This window comes from Streptomyces sp. NPDC056169 (assembly GCF_042268445.1).
Classification (GTDB): Bacteria; Actinomycetota; Actinomycetes; order Streptomycetales; family Streptomycetaceae; genus Streptomyces.
In genome coordinates this window covers 367,827-382,589 of record NZ_JBHJUO010000003.1, presented here as the reverse complement: position 1 = coordinate 382,589, position 14,763 = coordinate 367,827, and the positions used below count along the sequence as shown (strand labels likewise).

Sequence of the window (14,763 nt, the reverse complement as noted above, 5' to 3'; positions counted from 1 at the left end):
GGCCACGGACCTCACATTTCTGGTCCCTGCATCGCTCGTAGTGCGGAATGCGTCCGCGACGCGAGCCCACGGTGGAGGAATCGACATGATGCGAAGACTGGCTGCGTTGCCCGGCGGAAGAGTGGGGAAGTGGGTCGTCCTCGCGCTCTGGGCGGTCCTGCTGATCCCCGTCCTGATGCTGGCCGGACAGCTCGGCGACGTCGAGGAGAACGACAATTCGGCCTGGCTGCCCGGTAACGCGGAGTCGACCAAGGTCGTCGAACGGGCCGAGAAGTTCCAGCGTGCCGACACCGTGCCCGCGATCGTGGTCTACGACCGGCCCGAGGGCGTCACCGCTGCCGACATGGCCGAGGCCCGAGCCGACGCCGAAGCCTTCAAGGGCATCGACAACGTCGTGGGGCAGCCCCAGGGACCGTTCAAGGCCCAGGACGGCAAGGCCATCCAGACCGTGGTCCAGCTCCACAAGGACAAGACGGGCTGGGAAGGGATCGGCAAGACCGTCGACGCGATGACCGAGGTCGGCGAGGAGAACGCCGACGGTCTCGGCTTCCACGTCACCGGACCGGGCGGATACGCGTCCGACTCGATCAAGGCGTTCAGCGGAGGGGGCGCCCTGACCACGATCACCGCGCTGGTGGTCGTCGTGATGCTGCTGCTCACCTACCGCAGCCCGTTGCTGCCCCTGCTGCCCCTGCTGACCGCGGGCGTCGCCCTGGTCACGTCGGAGGCGGTGATCTACCTGCTGGCGAAGAACGCCGGGCTCGTCGTCAACAAGCAGACCAGTTTCATCCTGACGGTGCTGGTGTTCGGCGCCGCCACCGACTACGCGCTCCTGCTCATCTCCCGCTACCGGGAAGAGCTGCTGCGGCACGAGGACCGGCACGAGGCGATGGCCGAGGCCCTGTACCGCTCCGGTCCCGCGATCATCGCCAGCGCCGCGACCGTCGCGGTCAGCCTGATGCTGCTGATGCTGGCCACGCTCAGCTCCACCCAGGGCCTCGGGCCGGCCTGCGCCGTCGGCGTCCTCGTCGGGCTGCTCGCCATGGTCACCCTGATGCCGGCCCTGCTGGTCATCTGCGGCCGCTGGATCTTCTGGCCGGCGAAGCCGTCGTACGGATCGGCCGAGGCGGTCAGGGAAGGCATCTGGAACCGGGTCGGCACCGCCGTCTCCCGCCGGCCGCGGATCGTGTGGATCGGCACCACGCTCGTCCTCGGCGCCATGGCGCTCGGGATGCTCGGGCTCAAGGCCGAGGGACTGTCCAACAAGGACCAGTTCACCGGCACACCTCAGATGGCCGTCGGCGAGAGGATCCAGTCCGAGCACTTCCCGGCCGGGTCGGGCGACCCCGTCGTCGTCGTGGCCAGGGCCGCCTCGGCGGAGCAGGTGAGGGCCGCGCTGTCCGGCGTACCGGGAGTCGTCGGTGTCTCGACGCCGATGGCGGCCAAGGACGGCGAGGTCATCATGCTCGGGGAACTCAAGGACGACCCCAGCGGCAAGGCCGCGATCCGCACCGTCGAGCAGGTCAGAAGCGCGGTCCACACGATCGAGGGCGCGGACGCCCAGGTCGGCGGCAGCACGGCGATCATGCTGGACACGCAGGAAGCGGCCGCCCGCGACTCCAAGGTGATCATCCCCATCGTGCTGGTGGTGGTGCTCCTCATCCTCGCGCTGCTGCTGCGGGCGATCGTCGCGCCGCTGCTGCTCATGGCGACGGTGGTGCTGTCGTTCGGGGCGGCCCTCGGCGTGAGCAGCCTGGTGTTCGAGCACGTCTTCGGCTTCGCCGGCGCGGAAGCCTCCTTCCCGCTCCTGACCTTCGTGTTCCTGGTCGCCCTGGGCATCGACTACAACATCTTCCTGGTCACCCGGGTGCGTGAAGTGGCGCTGCTGCACGGCACCCGGCGCGGCGCGCTGCTGGGCCTGTCCACCACCGGGGGTGTGATCACCTCGGCGGGTCTGGTGCTGGCCGGCACCTTCGCGGCGATGGCCTCGCTGCCGCTGGTGTTCGCGGCCGAGCTCGGGTTCGCGGTGGCGTTCGGCGTACTGCTTGACACCATGATCGTCCGCTCGGTGCTGGTCACCGCGCTGACCCTGGACGTGGGTCGGTGGATGTGGTGGCCGAGCAAGCTGTTCCGGCACCACGAGGCCCCCGGGGCGCCGGCGGGCAGGCCCGACCCCGAACCCGCCCTCACGCGCATGTGACGAGCAGCTCAGAGGGCTGGATCGCGTAGGCGTTCCGGCCCCCTGAGCGGCGCTCTGGCGGTGCTCAGGGGGTGTTCTGGCGGTGTTCTGGCGCTCCTCTGGCGGTCCCCCGTCGGGGGTTCGACCCCGGCTTCCGTCGTATTCGTCGGCGGACGACCACCGCACAGGGCCGTTCGCGGGCGCATACTGGTCGCAATGACAAAGCCAGCTGCACCGAAGCGCTACTTGCCGACCAGTCCCTTCAAGGCCCCGGTCGCCCCGCCGCCCAAGGAGTTCGCCGTGGGCGACCAGGTGACACACGACATGTACGGCCTCGGCCGAGTGATCGGCATCGAGGACGGAGTCGCCGCACTTGTCGACTTCGGCTCGGTGCAAGAGCGGATCCTGAGCCCGTACTCCAAGATGAGCAAGCTGTAGGACCGCTGTGTCGGCCACGGCACGGCAGCCCCAGAGGGCCGGACCGCATCAAGCGGCCCGGCCCTCTGGCATTCCCGGAGCGGGAGCGTCCTGCGGGGCTACACGGGGCAGGGACGGTATTCGAGGCTGAGCTCGCGGTCGACGGCGTAGCTCGTACGCATCGAGGCGTCGATGACCTGCTGCCACGAACCGTACTTGGCGTACAGCTGATCCGCGTTCGGGCCGAGCGGGTTTCCGTACTTGGCGAGGTTCCGCTCCTCCAGGATGCGGACCTCCTCCGGGCTCATGCCCGCGCGGGTGATCTCCTTCGCCTGGTTCCGCATGTCGACGAGCTCCCGGGCGATCTCCTCGTCGGTGAAGCCCGCCTCGCGCATGTTCGCCTCGGTACGGTGCATGTCCTCCAGGAGCCCGTGGTACCGCATCCGCGTCCGCTGGGCCTCGACCTTCTCGTCCATCGGCAGGACGCGGATCCGGCACACGACCGGGTCGGTGCTGGGACAGGGGTCGTCGGCGGAGACGGGCCGCGCGAGCGGGGCCGTGATGACCGATCCGCACGACTCCGCCGCCGTGACCACGGACGTGCCGGCCGTGCCGAGGAGCGCGACCGCGGCCACGAACGGGAGCAGTGCGCGGCGCAGGCGGCGAGAGGTGAGGGGAGGAGAAGGCGCAGGGGAGAGGGAGGGAAGGTGCATGCGCGCCACCCTGGCCAGGGCGCGGCGCCCCTTCACGCAGGCGCACCGATGATCACTCCTACGGGGAACCTGGTTCCTTGGCCGCCCTTGATCGCCCGTGGTCACCCGTGGTCGCCCTTGACTGTCCTTGGCCGTCCTTGGCCGTCCTTGGCTACCGCCTCACACACCTCACCCATATGTCCGAGATGCGCCATTCGTGATCACCGCATTTACTAGGGCTACCTGTTGCCGAGCGCCGTTGGGCGAGCTTCTGGAGGCTGGACGTGGCCACGTTGACCGTGTGGAAATTCGATGCACCCGAGGGTGCCGGGGCCGTGGAGGACACCCTGCTCCAGCTGCAGAAGCAGGAGCTGATCAAGGTCATCGACGCGGCCACCGTCAGCTGGCCGGAGGAGGCGAGCAAGCCGAAGACGAAGCAGCTCAACAACCTCACCGGCGCCGGCGCGCTCTCCGGCACCTTCTGGGGCATGCTCTTCGGCCTCCTCTTCTTCATGCCGCTCCTCGGTGCGGCGGTCGGCGCGGCCGCCGGTGCGCTCGGCGGCAAGATGGCCGACGTCGGCATCGACGACGACTTCATCGACTCGGTCAAGTCGAAGGTGACACCGGGCAGTTCAGCGCTCTTCCTGCTGTCCGCCGACGCCGTCGTCGACCGCGTGAAGGACGCCTTCCCGAACGGCCACGCCGAGCTGATCCAGTCCAACCTGGACAGCGAGAAGGAAGCCAAGCTCCGCGAAGTCTTCGCGAACTGACCCGAGTTCGCAGAACCACGACAGAGGAAAGCGGGGCTGATCCCCATGGGCGACGCTGTCGGACAGATGCTGACCTCGGCCGTCGGCATCGCCATCAGCCCCGTCCCTCTCATCGCGGTCATCCTGATGCTGGCGACCCCGCGCGGGCGCGGCAACGGCATCGCGTTCACGGCGAGTTGGATGGTCTCGCTCGCCGTCATCGTGACCGCCGTCGTCCTGCTCGGTTCGGGCGCGGGCGCCTCCGGTGACGACGGGCCCGCCGACTGGACGCTGTGGCTCAAGCTCGGGCTCGGCGTCCTGTTCCTCCTCATGGGCGCCAAGCAGTGGAAGGACCGTCCGCGGGAGGGGCAGGAGCCCGAGCCGCCGGGCTGGATGAAGGCGATCGACCGGTTCACGCCCGGCAAGGCGGCAGGCCTCGCCGCGGCCCTCGTGGTCGCCAACCCGAAGAACCTGGTCCTGGCGATCGGCGGCGCCGTCTCCATCGCCGGCAGCGGCGCCTCGGCCGGCGGCAAGACCGTCGCCGCCGTCCTGATGGTGCTGATCGCCTCCCTCTGCGCCCTGGCACCGCTCGCCGTCTACCTGCTCGGCGGCGAGCGGTCCGCGCAGACCCTCGGCGGCTGGAAGATCTGGATGTCCCGGCACAACGCGGCGATCATGATGGTGGTGCTCGTGGTCCTCGGGGCGAAGTACGTCGGCGACGCGATCAGCGGACTGGCGGGATGACCCGAGGGGGGCGGAGCCGCCGTACATCGGGGCGGAGCCGTAAGACCGTGTGGACGGGGCAGGCGGGGCGGCGGCCAGGGCGGGGGTTCGGCCGACGCCTCGGTCGGCGCCTCGGACGGCCCCAGCCTGCCGACGTGGGATCCGGCCTCGTCACCGGCCTCTTCTCCATCCCCGAGGGCATGGCGTACGCCGCCATCGCCGGTTTCAACCCGGTCGCCGGTCTCTACGCCGGTGTCGTCCCCGCGATCGTCGGCTCCGTCACCGCCCGTACCGTCCTCATGGTCACCACCCTGACCAGCGCCATCGCCCTCACCTCCCAGAGCGTCCTGTCCGACGCGGGTCTCGACGCGAAGGACCCCGGCAACATCGCGACCCTCACGCTCCTCGCCGGGCTCGTCATGCTCCTGATGGGCGTGCTGCGGCTCGGGGCGGTGATGAGCTTCGTCTCGAACGCCGTCATGACCGGCTTCTCCACCGGCATCGCCCTCCAGATCGTCACCGGCGTACTGAAGGACGCCACCGGCTACAAGCCGCAGGGCCACAACCGGCTCTATCAACTCGGCGACTGGCTCGCCCACATCGGCGACTGGGCGCTCGACGCGACCCTCGTCGCCGTCGCCACGATCGCCGTCTGGGCCGTGACCCGGCGCGTGAAACGCCTCGAACCCGTCGCCCTGCTCGTCGCGATGGTCCTGGCCAGCGTCGCCGTGGCCGTTCTCGGGACGGACGTGGAACTCGTCCGGGACATCGCCCACATCCCGGCCTCACTGCCCGGCTTCTCCGCGCCCGACCTCTCCGTCGTCCCCGAGCTGCTCGGCGGCTCGGTCGCCGTCGCCCTCGTCGCCCTCGCCCAGGCCGCGAGCATCGGCCCCTCCGTACCCAACCCGGACGGCTCCCGCTCCTCCGTCAACGGCGACTTCGCCGCCCAGGGCCTGGCCAACCTCGCCGGCGGCTTCTTCCAGTCGCTGCCCGCGGGCGGCTCCCTCTCCCGTACGGGCGTCGCCGTCTCCGCCGGGGCCCGCACCCGCTGGGCCGGCATCTTCTCCGGCATCCTGCTCGCCGTCATCGTCCTGATCTGCGCCCCGCTCGCCGAACGCATCCCGATGCCCGTGATCGGCGGGCTGATCCTCGTCGTCGGCGGCGAACTGATCTGGGGGAAGCGGCGCGACATCCTGCTGGTGCTCCGCACCTCGCGCCTGTCGTCGGCGGCGATGATCCTGACGTTCCTCGCCACCACCCAACTCCCGCTCCAGCAGGCCATCGTGCTCGGCGCGGTCCTCTCCCTCCTCCTCTACTGCGCCCAGGCCGCCCGCCGCGCCCGTCTCGTCGCCTTCGTACGCGACGAGGAGGGCGGCTGGCGCACGGCCGAGCCGCCGAAACGCCTCACCGCGGGCGAGACCACCGTCCTCTACTACGACGGCATCGGCTTCTTCGCCGAACTCCCCCACATCGAGGACACCTTGCCGCGCCCGGACGACGCTCCGGGCGCCGTGCTCGTCCTCGTCATGCGGGGCGTTCCGGACGTGCCGTCCTCGACCGTCGTCAAGCTCCTCCGCCGCTACGTGACGGAGCTCCAACGGCACGGCGGCCGCCTCGTCATCGCGGGCGCGGAACCCGGTCTCGTCCGCACCCTCAAGGCCACGGGACTCGACCGCGACCTCGGCCCCGGCGGCATCATCCCGGCCGAGGGCACGCTCTTCGCGCCGCTGGACCGGGCGCTGGCCGAGGCGGCGCGCGGACGGCAGGACCAGGGAGCCTGAACTCCGGCTACCCGCCGGAGGTGGCGGTACGGCCGGCGGTGCGACTGGCCGTGCGGCCGGCGGTGCGGCGGGCGGTGCGCCGGTAGCCGCCGGGGGCCGAGCCGTGGACCCGCTTGAAGGCCGCCGAGAAGGCGAACTCCGTTCCGTACCCGACCTGTTCGGCGACGGCACGGAGCGGGGCGTCCGTCGTCCGGAGCAGCCGCTCGGCGAGGGTCATGCGCCACCAGGCGAGGTACGCGAGGGGCGGCCTCCCGACGAGCGCGGTGAACCGGCGGGCGAACGGGGCCCGCGAGAGCCCCGCCTCCGCCGCGAGGCGCTCCACCGTCCAGGGCGCGTCGGGCGACCGGTGCATCGCGTGCAGCGCGGCCGTGACCGCCGGATCCCCGAGCGCGGCGGCCCAGCCGGAGGCGCCGGGCCCCGCCGCGGCCGCCTGCTCGGCGAACCAGATGCGCAGGATGTAGAGGAGCAGGGTGTCCAGGAGGGCGGGCACGGCGGCGTCCGTGCCGAGCCCGGGCCGCCGCAGCTCGGCGGCGAGCAGCGTGACGGCCGCGGCCAGCTCCGGAGCGCGACCGGACCGGGCGGCCGGCAGGTGGATCAGATCGGGCAGGCCGTGCAGCAGGGGGTGCGTACGGGCAGGGTCGAGCTGGTACGTGCCGCAGAGCAGCGCGGTGACGGGGCCGCCGCGGCCGGTCGGGTCGACGCGGTCGGACACGTAGGGGGAGGCCGAGGGGGTGGGGGCGCAGTCCTCGCCGGGGCCGCTGAGCGTCGGCTCGTGGTGCGCGTCCCCGGAGGCAGGGCAGTCGGCGAGGAGGTGCCCGGTGCCGTGCGGCAGGAACACGACGTCTCCGGCGGCCAGTTCGAGGTCGCCGGCGCCGGCGCCGGGCGAGCGCAGGACGCAGGTGCCCTCCAGGACCACCTGGAACCCCGCCGATCCCGGCACGGAGGCGAAACGCTGCGCCCAGGGCGCGTGCCAGCGGACGGAGGCGGACCGGGGGCGGCCGGTCCGCATCACGGCGATCACATCGCTGAGGACGTCCATGGAGGGGAGCCTAGCGAGACGGCTGCGTATGAAGAAGGGACACAGACACATGGATCGTCTCTCTCGACGCTCCTAGATTCACCCCATGACGACATCAAGATCACCCCAGAGCCCGCGCCTGCCTCTGTCGATGAAGGCCGCCCGGATCCATCAGTACGGCGACGCCTCGGCAATCCGTTACGAGGACGTCCCCTTGCCCGCCCCGGCCGCCGGCGAGGTGCTCGTACGGGTCGCGGCGACCGCGTTCAACCCGACCGAGACGGCGCTGCGGGCGGGCCTGCTGCACGGCTTCCTGCCGGTGGACCTGCCGTTCACGCTCGGCTGGGACGTGGCGGGAGTCGTCACCGAAGTGGGGCCGGGCGTACGGGACTTCGCGATCGGCGACCGGGTCGTGGGCCGACTCGACGGCGGGGCCGGGGCCGCGTACGTGGCGGCGCCGGCGAGGCTGCTGGCCGCCGCGCCGACCTCCGTACCACTCGCACACGCCGCCGCGCTGCCCGTCGCCGGCCTCACGGCATGGCAGGCGGTCTTCGAGCACGGGCGGGTGAAGGAGGGACAGCGGGTCCTCGTGAACGGCGCGGGCGGCGGAGTCGGCGGCTTCGCCACCCAACTGGCGGCCCACGCGGGCGCGGACGTCACGGCCACGGCAAGCGCCAGGAGCGCGGCGGCGGTGCGGCGGCAGGGGGCGCGACGGATCCTCGACTACACGACGACCCCGCTCGCGGAGGGCCTGCCGTCCCCGGTCGACCTGCTGCTGAACCTGGTCCCCGTCACGACGAAAGAGGCGGCGAAACTGCCCGCCCTCGTGCGCCCGGGCGGCCACATCGTCTCGATAGCGACACCCATACCGCCGGACCCGGTCCGGTCGGTGACGTCCCAGCACATGGTGGCCAGGAACGACGTGAGCCAACTGGAGGAACTGATCGCGCTGGTGGACGGGGGTGCGGTGACCTTGGACATCACGGAGACGCGACCGCTGGAGGAGCTGGCGGACGTCCACAGGTCGAGCGAGAGCGGGGGCGTACGGGGGAAGGTGCTCCTGGTGCCGGGAGGGGACTCGTTCACCGGATAGGGGGGTGCTGGGAGGGAGGGACGTTCCTGCGGCCACCGGTGTGTAGTGATGCCGATACTTTCTGTGATGACCAGTCGGTTCGACCAGACAGGGGTTATCGATGCGGAAGTTGGCGACTGCGGTGGTGGCTGCGGGGCTGTTCTTTGGGGGGATGGGGGTGGCGGTGGCGGACTCGAAGCACGACTTGATCATGAGCACGCCGGGCGTTGCCTTCGTCGGTACGTACCAGTGGCAGCCCACGAGCAAGGTGCCGAGCGGACTTCATGTAAAGGGAGAGCTGAGGGACAAGGACAGCGGCGACGGCCACAACGTCTACCTCCGCGTAAAGGTTGAGAAGTACGCGTGGGGCCACCTGAAGGGTGTGCAGGGCAGGGACATCAAGGTCGACAAGGTCTACTACGACGGCGCGGTGCTGAAGACGAAGGAAGTTCGAATGCAGGTGTGCCGCGATCGCGGCTCCTTGCGACCTGATAACTGCTCGCCGGAGCAGCTGTACTCGCGGCGCTAGTCGACGGTTCCGGGAGCCGCCACGGTGCGGCTCCCACTCTCCAGGAAGCGCACCACATTGGACGTCATCCTCTGCGCCAAAGGCGTGGATCTCTCTTACGGCACGCATCAGGCCGTCAGCAGTGCTGACTTCACGCTTAAGCGCGGCGAAGTGGCGGCCATCATGGGCAGCAGCGGCTCGGGGAAGTCATCCTTGCTGTACTGCCTCGCCGGGGTTCTACCTCCTTCCAACGGCACAGTGTCCTTCGACGGAGTTCAGCTCTCGTCTCTCCCTGACGGAGAACTGAGTGCTCTGCGTCGCACGCGTCTGGGGTTCGTCTTCCAGTACGGGGAGCTATTGCCAGAGCTGACCGTCGAGGAGAACGCAGCGCTTCCGCTCCGGCTGGCCGGGATTAGCAAGGCACACGCTCATGCGATGGCCGGCCAAGTACTGGGCCGACTTGGGATGGGCGACCTGCTGCGGCGCAGAACTTCAAAGCTGTCGGGAGGCCAAAGTCAGCGTGTGGCGGTTGCACGAGCTCTGGTCCACCGGCCGGACGTGGTGTTCGCCGACGAGCCGACCGGGGCCCTCGACAGCACCAATGCAGCTGCGGTTCTGGAAGAGTTCCTCCAACTGGCCCGGAGACAGAAGACGGCCGTGGTCATCGTCACGCACGATGCCAGCGTCGCGGCGAAGGCCGACACCCAATACACGATGTCGGACGGTGTTCTGGCCCAGCAGGTGGCAGTGTGAATGCGTTCGCACTCGGAATGCGCCTCCTGTGGGGCAGCGGGCGCAGGGGACAGGTCCGTTTCCTCTTGATGGCGCTCGGTGCCGCGCTCGGAGTGGCCTGTCTTGCCGCAGTACTCACCATTCCGTCGATCCTCACCGCTCATGACGCTCGCACGGCTGCCCGTGAGCCGCGGCCGGGTGGCAATGGCAACGTGATCTACCGCGAATTCCGGGATCCGTACGGGTCACAGCCGCTCCATCGGCTCTTTGTCGCTCGCAACGGTCCAGGGCCGAGCGCGGTACCGCCAGGCATCAAGAGACTTCCCACGGCCGGCGAGGCGATTGTTTCGCCGAAGCTCGGCGAAATCCTGGCGGCCAACCCGAGCGCAGCGGGTCTTGTCCCGGGCCGGGTGATCGGGACGATCACTCCTGAGGGGCTGGGTGACTCCGAGGACCTATACGCGTATATCGGCACCACCCCGGCCGAGCTGAGAGAAGCAGACTGGCTCGGGAGCTTCGGCACGGGTCGGTCATGGCGGCAGATCGTCGATCCCTCGACGCTCAACATCCTCCGCTTCACCCTCGGGTGCATCGTGCTGCTCCCCCTCGTCATCTTTCTCTCCGTCTGCGCACGGCTGTCCGGAGAGTCTCGCGCCCGCCGCCTCGCCGCCCTTCGGCTCGTCGGGCTCAGTGTCAAAGACACGCTTCGGGTCAACGCCGGGGAGAGTGTGGTTGCCGCGTTCGTCGGGGCCGCTCTTGGGGTCGTCGGCTATCTCGGGGTCAACGAGGTCATGGCACGGACCGGGTTGCCTGGGCTGCACTGGTATCCGGCCGATGGACGGCCCACGGCATCGACGATTGCGGTGTGTCTGCTCGGGTGTCCGGCACTCGCATGGGTCGTGGGACAGTTCAGCGCGCGACGTGCCGCCCTGTCGCCGATCAGCGTCCGCCGCACAGGGGAGCGCAAGCCTCCAAGAATGTACGGGACCTTGCTGCTGATCCCGGGGCTCGGGGTCATCGGCGGGTACTGCGTACTCAGCGTGTTGGGACGCGACCCGTCCGGGGGTTCTGCCAGTTCCGTGCTCGTGCCCGGTGCCGTGTTGTTGACCGGCACCGGGCTCGTATTTGGTTTGGCGCCGATCACTGCATGGCTCGCGCGGCGGCTAGCCGGGGTGGCAAAGTCACTGCCCGTGGCGTTGGCGATGCGGCGTACGGAGGTCGATCCAGGGTCTTCGCTGCGAGTGGCCACCGGGCTCGTCCTGCTCGTGTTCGGAGCCTCACTCACACAAGGGGTGCTCGTCGAACTGGATCAGGTCAGTCGGCGGACGGCTCCCCTTCAGGAGTACAACATCAGCTTGAGTGAGCTCGTGCCGGAACAGCGCCGAGCACTGGCAAGGGCTCCGGGGGTCCGCACGGAATTGGTCTCGTACGGCTCCTGGGATCCCGCGACCGGGAGCTACGTGCAAGGCACGGACCTGGTGGTCGCCACATGCGCCCAACTCGCCGCCTACACGCAGCGGTCCGCGGGGTGCGTCGACGGACAGGTGATGCAGCTGCGTGACGACCGCGCTCCGTTCGAGTACGACCCAAAGCCGGGCGAGCAATTCCTCTTCGAGGTGCAGAACGGCCAGACGGTCACGCTCACCGTGCCGCGCAAGCGGGTCGATGTGCGCCCGTACGACATGTCCGTCTTCGACTCGGGCACCCTGCTCGTACCGCCCGCCCGCTTGCCATCCAATCTGGCAGACGCGGCTGGCACCCTCACCCTAGTCAGCGACTCCGACCCCGCCACCATCCGTTCCGTTCTCGACGGTGTCGGGGCCATCGCGCCCACCGCGGCCGTCGAGCCCGTCGGGATTGTGATCGATTCGCTCGCGCAGCTTGCCGTGATTCGGAGTCTGTTGGCCGTCGGGATGGTGTTGGGGCTGGTCATCGGGGTCGCCGCGTTTGTCGTGTCCGTGGCCGATCGGGCCATGGAGCGGCGGGGGCAGGTGACCGCGCTCGCCTTGTTGGGGGCTCGGGCCGGGACCTTGCGGGTGGTGCAGGTCGTGCAGGTGGTGTTGCCGTTGGGCGTGGGGTTGGGGGCGGCGATCGTCACCGGGTGGCTGGCCGAGTCCAGTTATCTGATCACCGGGGGTGGAGCCGTTCACTGGGACTGGGAGGGGCTGCCGCTGCTCTTCGTCTGTGCCCTGGGCGTGCTGCTCGCCGCCGCTCTCGCCTCCGTGCCCATGGTCCGGCGGCACATCGATCCCGAACACATTCGGCGGGATTGATCTTGCGGTCGGCGATGAGTTCCGGGTGGGGTGGGAGTCATACGACCAGTTGCCCGCCCCACCCCACCAGGAGTTCATCGTGGCCGAGAACACGCCCAAGGGTCCCGCCAGCTACTTCCCCTCCATCGAGAAGAAGTACGGGCGCCCCATCTCCGAGTGGCAGGAGCTCATCCGTTCCTCGCCGCTCACCAAGCACATGGAGCTCGTTTCCTGGCTCAAGGCCGAGCACGGGCTCGGGCACGGGCACGCCACCGCTCTCGTCGTGCACACCCTGGCCGAGGGTAAGTAGGCGTCTTCAGGCCGCCAGTTCGTGGGCCGTGCGGCGGGCGACCCGGGGTGCCAGGGCCAGGGTCGCGACCGCGGCCGCCGTTCCCGCCACCAGCGCCGTCCACCACAGCGCGGCCGGGCCCAGGCTCGTGTACGCCGCGACGCCCACGGTGAGTGCCGCGAAGCGGGCCACTCCCCACGTCCAGCTGAAGGCGCCCTGGTAGCGGCCCCGGGCGTGCGCCGGGGCGAGGTTGGCGACGACGCCGGCGGCGATGCCGGCGACCACGACCTCGCCGAGCGACCAGACCACGACCGACACCGTGAAGCCGACGACCCCGTCCGCGAGGCCGGTGAGCGCGACGCCCGCCGCGATCAGGACACTGCCCGCGCACTGCACCGCCAGCTGCGGCAGCTTGGCCAGCCGGGCGGTCGCGAAGGGCTGGAGGGCGACCACCAGGACCGCGTTGACCGCCGCCATCGCCCCGTACACCGCCGGCGAGAGGCCGCTGTCGCGGACCGCCAGCGGAAGCGCGACCTCGGTCAGCGAGTACACGAAGAGCTGGATGCCGAAGAGCGGCAGGAGAAGCAGGGCCAGGCGGTCTCGGAGGACCACTCCGTAGCCGATTCCGTCCTTCTTCCCGGTCGTCGAGGGCGTCGCTCGGGTCGGGTCCTTCAGGCGCGTCGCCACCACCCCCGCGTACAGCAGCATCGAACCCGCGTCCACCGCGAACAGCAGCCAGTACCCGTGGGCGGCGAGGTAGCCGCCCAGGACGCCCGCGACGGCGGTGCCGATGTTCACGCCCCAGCCGAAGAGGGCGTACGCGCGCTGGCGGCGTTCGCTGTCGACCGCGTCGGCCAGCAGCGCGTACGCCGCCGGCGACACCGTGCTGCCCGCCGTGCTGATCAGCAGCGACGCCGCCGCCATCGTCCACACCCCCGGCGCCAGGAACAGCGCGCCCTGCGCCGCCGCCGCGCCGATCAGGCCGATCAGCATCGTCGTCCGGCGGCCGATGCGGTCGGCGAGGATGCCGCCGACGGCCGGGCCGATGAGGTTGCCCGCGCCGAGGGCGCCGAGGACGTACGAGGTGTCGGTGCCGGTCACTCCGCGCGAGGCGAGGAAGAAGACCAGGAACGGCGTGACGAGGTAGCCGAGGCGGTTGACGATCGTTCCGGCGAAGATCGTCCAGACGACGGGCGGGAGACCTCGGAAGGGGGAGGCCGAGGAGGAAGGCGAGGAGGTAGAGGGCATGGGGGGATCCTCTGGCCCTCGCCCCTCTGCCTCCAATGATTAAGCTCAGGACGAATCCATTCATCCGCAGTGCCGCCGTGACGACGAGGACGTGACTCACTCCATGGAATCCGGGCTCCGTTTCTCCGCCGCCGATCTCGCCCAGACCCGCTTCGCCGTCTCCCCCATGTGGGAGGTCGTCACCAGCTTCCGTCTCCTCGCCCGGCACCCCGACAGCACCGGCGCCTCCCCGCACCGCCGTTGGGCCGCCCAGGTCCGCCCCCGCCTCGTCCGGGCCGGACTCGACCGCGGCTGGCTCGCCGCCCTCGTCCCCGCCCACGGCTACCTCGCCGACTTCCTCAACCCCACCCCCACCGGCCCCTTCCCCACCCTCGACGCCGAGCTCGACGCCATCCGCCGCACCCCGCCCGAGCAGGTACGCGACGACCTCCGCCGACTCGCGGTCGAGGGCGGCGACGGGGCCCGGCGCCGGCTGCTGCACGAGGCCCCCGAGGCCGCCCTCCGCAAGGTCGCCGACGAGGTCGACACGTATTGGGAGATCGGACTCGCGCCCTACTGGGCCCGTATCCAGAAGCTCCTGGAGGCCGACGTCTTCCACCGGGCCCGCCAGGTCGCCGAGCACGGTTCGGCCCGGGTCCTGAGCGAACTCCACGAGACCGTACGGTGGGACGACGGCACCCTGCGACTCGTACGCCGCCACTGCTCGCTCACCCGCGACCAGGCCGGCTCCGGGCTGCTGCTCATCCCCTCCGCCTTCGCCTGGCCCAAGGTCCTCACCCGGTCCGTCCACCCCGATCCGCCCCAGCTCGCCTACCCCGCCCGGGGCATCGGCACCCTGTGGGAGCCCCGTACCACCGGCGCCACGGACGCCGTCGCCGCCGTCCTCGGCCGCTCCCGCACCCTGCTGCTCACCGAGCTCGACACCCCGGCCTCCACCACCCAGCTCGCCACCCACTGCGGCCTGTCCGCCGCCGGCGTCTCCCAGCACCTCATCGCCCTGCGGAACGCCGGCCTGGTCACCGCCCACCGCAGCGGGCGCTCCGTCCTCTACGCCAGGACCGCCGTCGCCGACCAGCTCCTCAACCCGTAGAGGAGGATGGGGG

At 70.4% G+C, this 14,763-nt stretch carries 14 protein-coding genes; 11 read left to right on the top strand and 3 right to left on the bottom strand.

All coding sequences use genetic code 11. The annotated features are described in order from the left end of the window. The first annotated feature begins 85 nt into the window (after positions 1-85). Together ACFC0G_RS06765 and ACFC0G_RS06760 are read left to right on the top strand one after the other, a co-directional pair. Positions 86-2,200 (top strand): MMPL family transporter, encoded by a 2,115-nt coding sequence (locus ACFC0G_RS06765; protein WP_376398245.1) that lies wholly within the window; start codon positions 86-88, stop codon positions 2,198-2,200. Between the two features lie 195 nt (positions 2,201-2,395). Beyond that, positions 2,396-2,617, top strand: a complete 222-nt coding sequence (locus tag ACFC0G_RS06760; protein ID WP_376398242.1) for a hypothetical protein — start codon at positions 2,396-2,398, stop codon at positions 2,615-2,617. Between the two features lie 98 nt (positions 2,618-2,715). On the opposite strand, the gene ACFC0G_RS06755 is transcribed toward ACFC0G_RS06760, so the two are convergent. Next, positions 2,716-3,309, bottom strand: a complete 594-nt coding sequence (locus ACFC0G_RS06755; RefSeq protein ID WP_376398239.1) for a hypothetical protein — start codon at positions 3,307-3,309, stop codon at positions 2,716-2,718. A gap of 263 nt (positions 3,310-3,572) precedes the next feature. Here ACFC0G_RS06755 and ACFC0G_RS06750 point away from each other — a divergent pair, with 263 nt between their 5' ends. From ACFC0G_RS06750 to ACFC0G_RS06740, 3 genes are all read left to right on the top strand, one after another. Next, the gene (locus tag ACFC0G_RS06750; RefSeq protein WP_376398236.1) at positions 3,573-4,058 is read left to right on the top strand and encodes a DUF1269 domain-containing protein; all 486 of its coding nucleotides are present in this window, start codon (positions 3,573-3,575) and stop codon (positions 4,056-4,058) included. 45 nt (positions 4,059-4,103) lie between these two features. Further along, positions 4,104-4,781, top strand: a complete 678-nt coding sequence (locus tag ACFC0G_RS06745) for a GAP family protein (protein WP_376398233.1) — start codon at positions 4,104-4,106, stop codon at positions 4,779-4,781. Between the two features lie 134 nt (positions 4,782-4,915). Then, the gene (locus ACFC0G_RS06740; RefSeq protein ID WP_376398231.1) at positions 4,916-6,541 is read left to right on the top strand and encodes a SulP family inorganic anion transporter; all 1,626 of its coding nucleotides are present in this window, start codon (positions 4,916-4,918) and stop codon (positions 6,539-6,541) included. Positions 6,542-6,548: 7 nt separating this feature from the next. On the opposite strand, the gene ACFC0G_RS06735 is transcribed toward ACFC0G_RS06740, so the two are convergent. Then, positions 6,549-7,580: an AraC family transcriptional regulator gene (locus tag ACFC0G_RS06735; protein ID WP_376398228.1), complete on the bottom strand. Its 1,032-nt coding sequence runs from the start codon at positions 7,578-7,580 to the stop codon at positions 6,549-6,551. A gap of 85 nt (positions 7,581-7,665) precedes the next feature. Here ACFC0G_RS06735 and ACFC0G_RS06730 point away from each other — a divergent pair, with 85 nt between their 5' ends. The 5 genes from ACFC0G_RS06730 (at position 7,666) to ACFC0G_RS06710 (ending at position 12,433) form a co-directional block, all read left to right on the top strand. Beyond that, positions 7,666-8,652, top strand: a complete 987-nt coding sequence (locus ACFC0G_RS06730; RefSeq protein ID WP_376398225.1) for an NADP-dependent oxidoreductase — start codon at positions 7,666-7,668, stop codon at positions 8,650-8,652. Positions 8,653-8,752: 100 nt separating this feature from the next. Next, the gene (locus ACFC0G_RS06725) at positions 8,753-9,160 is read left to right on the top strand and encodes a hypothetical protein (protein WP_376398222.1); all 408 of its coding nucleotides are present in this window, start codon (positions 8,753-8,755) and stop codon (positions 9,158-9,160) included. Between the two features lie 57 nt (positions 9,161-9,217). Further along, entirely contained in the window at positions 9,218-9,892 is a 675-nt protein-coding gene (locus tag ACFC0G_RS06720; RefSeq protein WP_376398220.1) for an ABC transporter ATP-binding protein, read from the top strand. After that, positions 9,889-12,144 (top strand): FtsX-like permease family protein, encoded by a 2,256-nt coding sequence (locus ACFC0G_RS06715; protein ID WP_376398217.1) that lies wholly within the window; start codon positions 9,889-9,891, stop codon positions 12,142-12,144. Before ACFC0G_RS06720 ends, ACFC0G_RS06715 begins: the two co-directional genes overlap by 4 nt. 79 nt (positions 12,145-12,223) lie before the next feature. Continuing rightward, positions 12,224-12,433: a DUF4287 domain-containing protein gene (locus ACFC0G_RS06710; protein ID WP_376398214.1), complete on the top strand. Its 210-nt coding sequence runs from the start codon at positions 12,224-12,226 to the stop codon at positions 12,431-12,433. 6 nt (positions 12,434-12,439) lie between these two features. Here ACFC0G_RS06710 and ACFC0G_RS06705 read toward each other — a convergent pair whose 3' ends face one another. Next, complete coding sequence (locus ACFC0G_RS06705; protein WP_376398211.1) at positions 12,440-13,660, bottom strand: MFS transporter; 1,221 nt, start codon at positions 13,658-13,660, stop codon at positions 12,440-12,442. A gap of 103 nt (positions 13,661-13,763) precedes the next feature. Here ACFC0G_RS06705 and ACFC0G_RS06700 point away from each other — a divergent pair, with 103 nt between their 5' ends. Then, a complete protein-coding gene (locus ACFC0G_RS06700; RefSeq protein WP_376398208.1) occupies positions 13,764-14,750 on the top strand; it encodes a DUF5937 family protein in 987 nt (328 codons plus the stop codon). Positions 14,751-14,763: the final 13 nt, after the last annotated feature.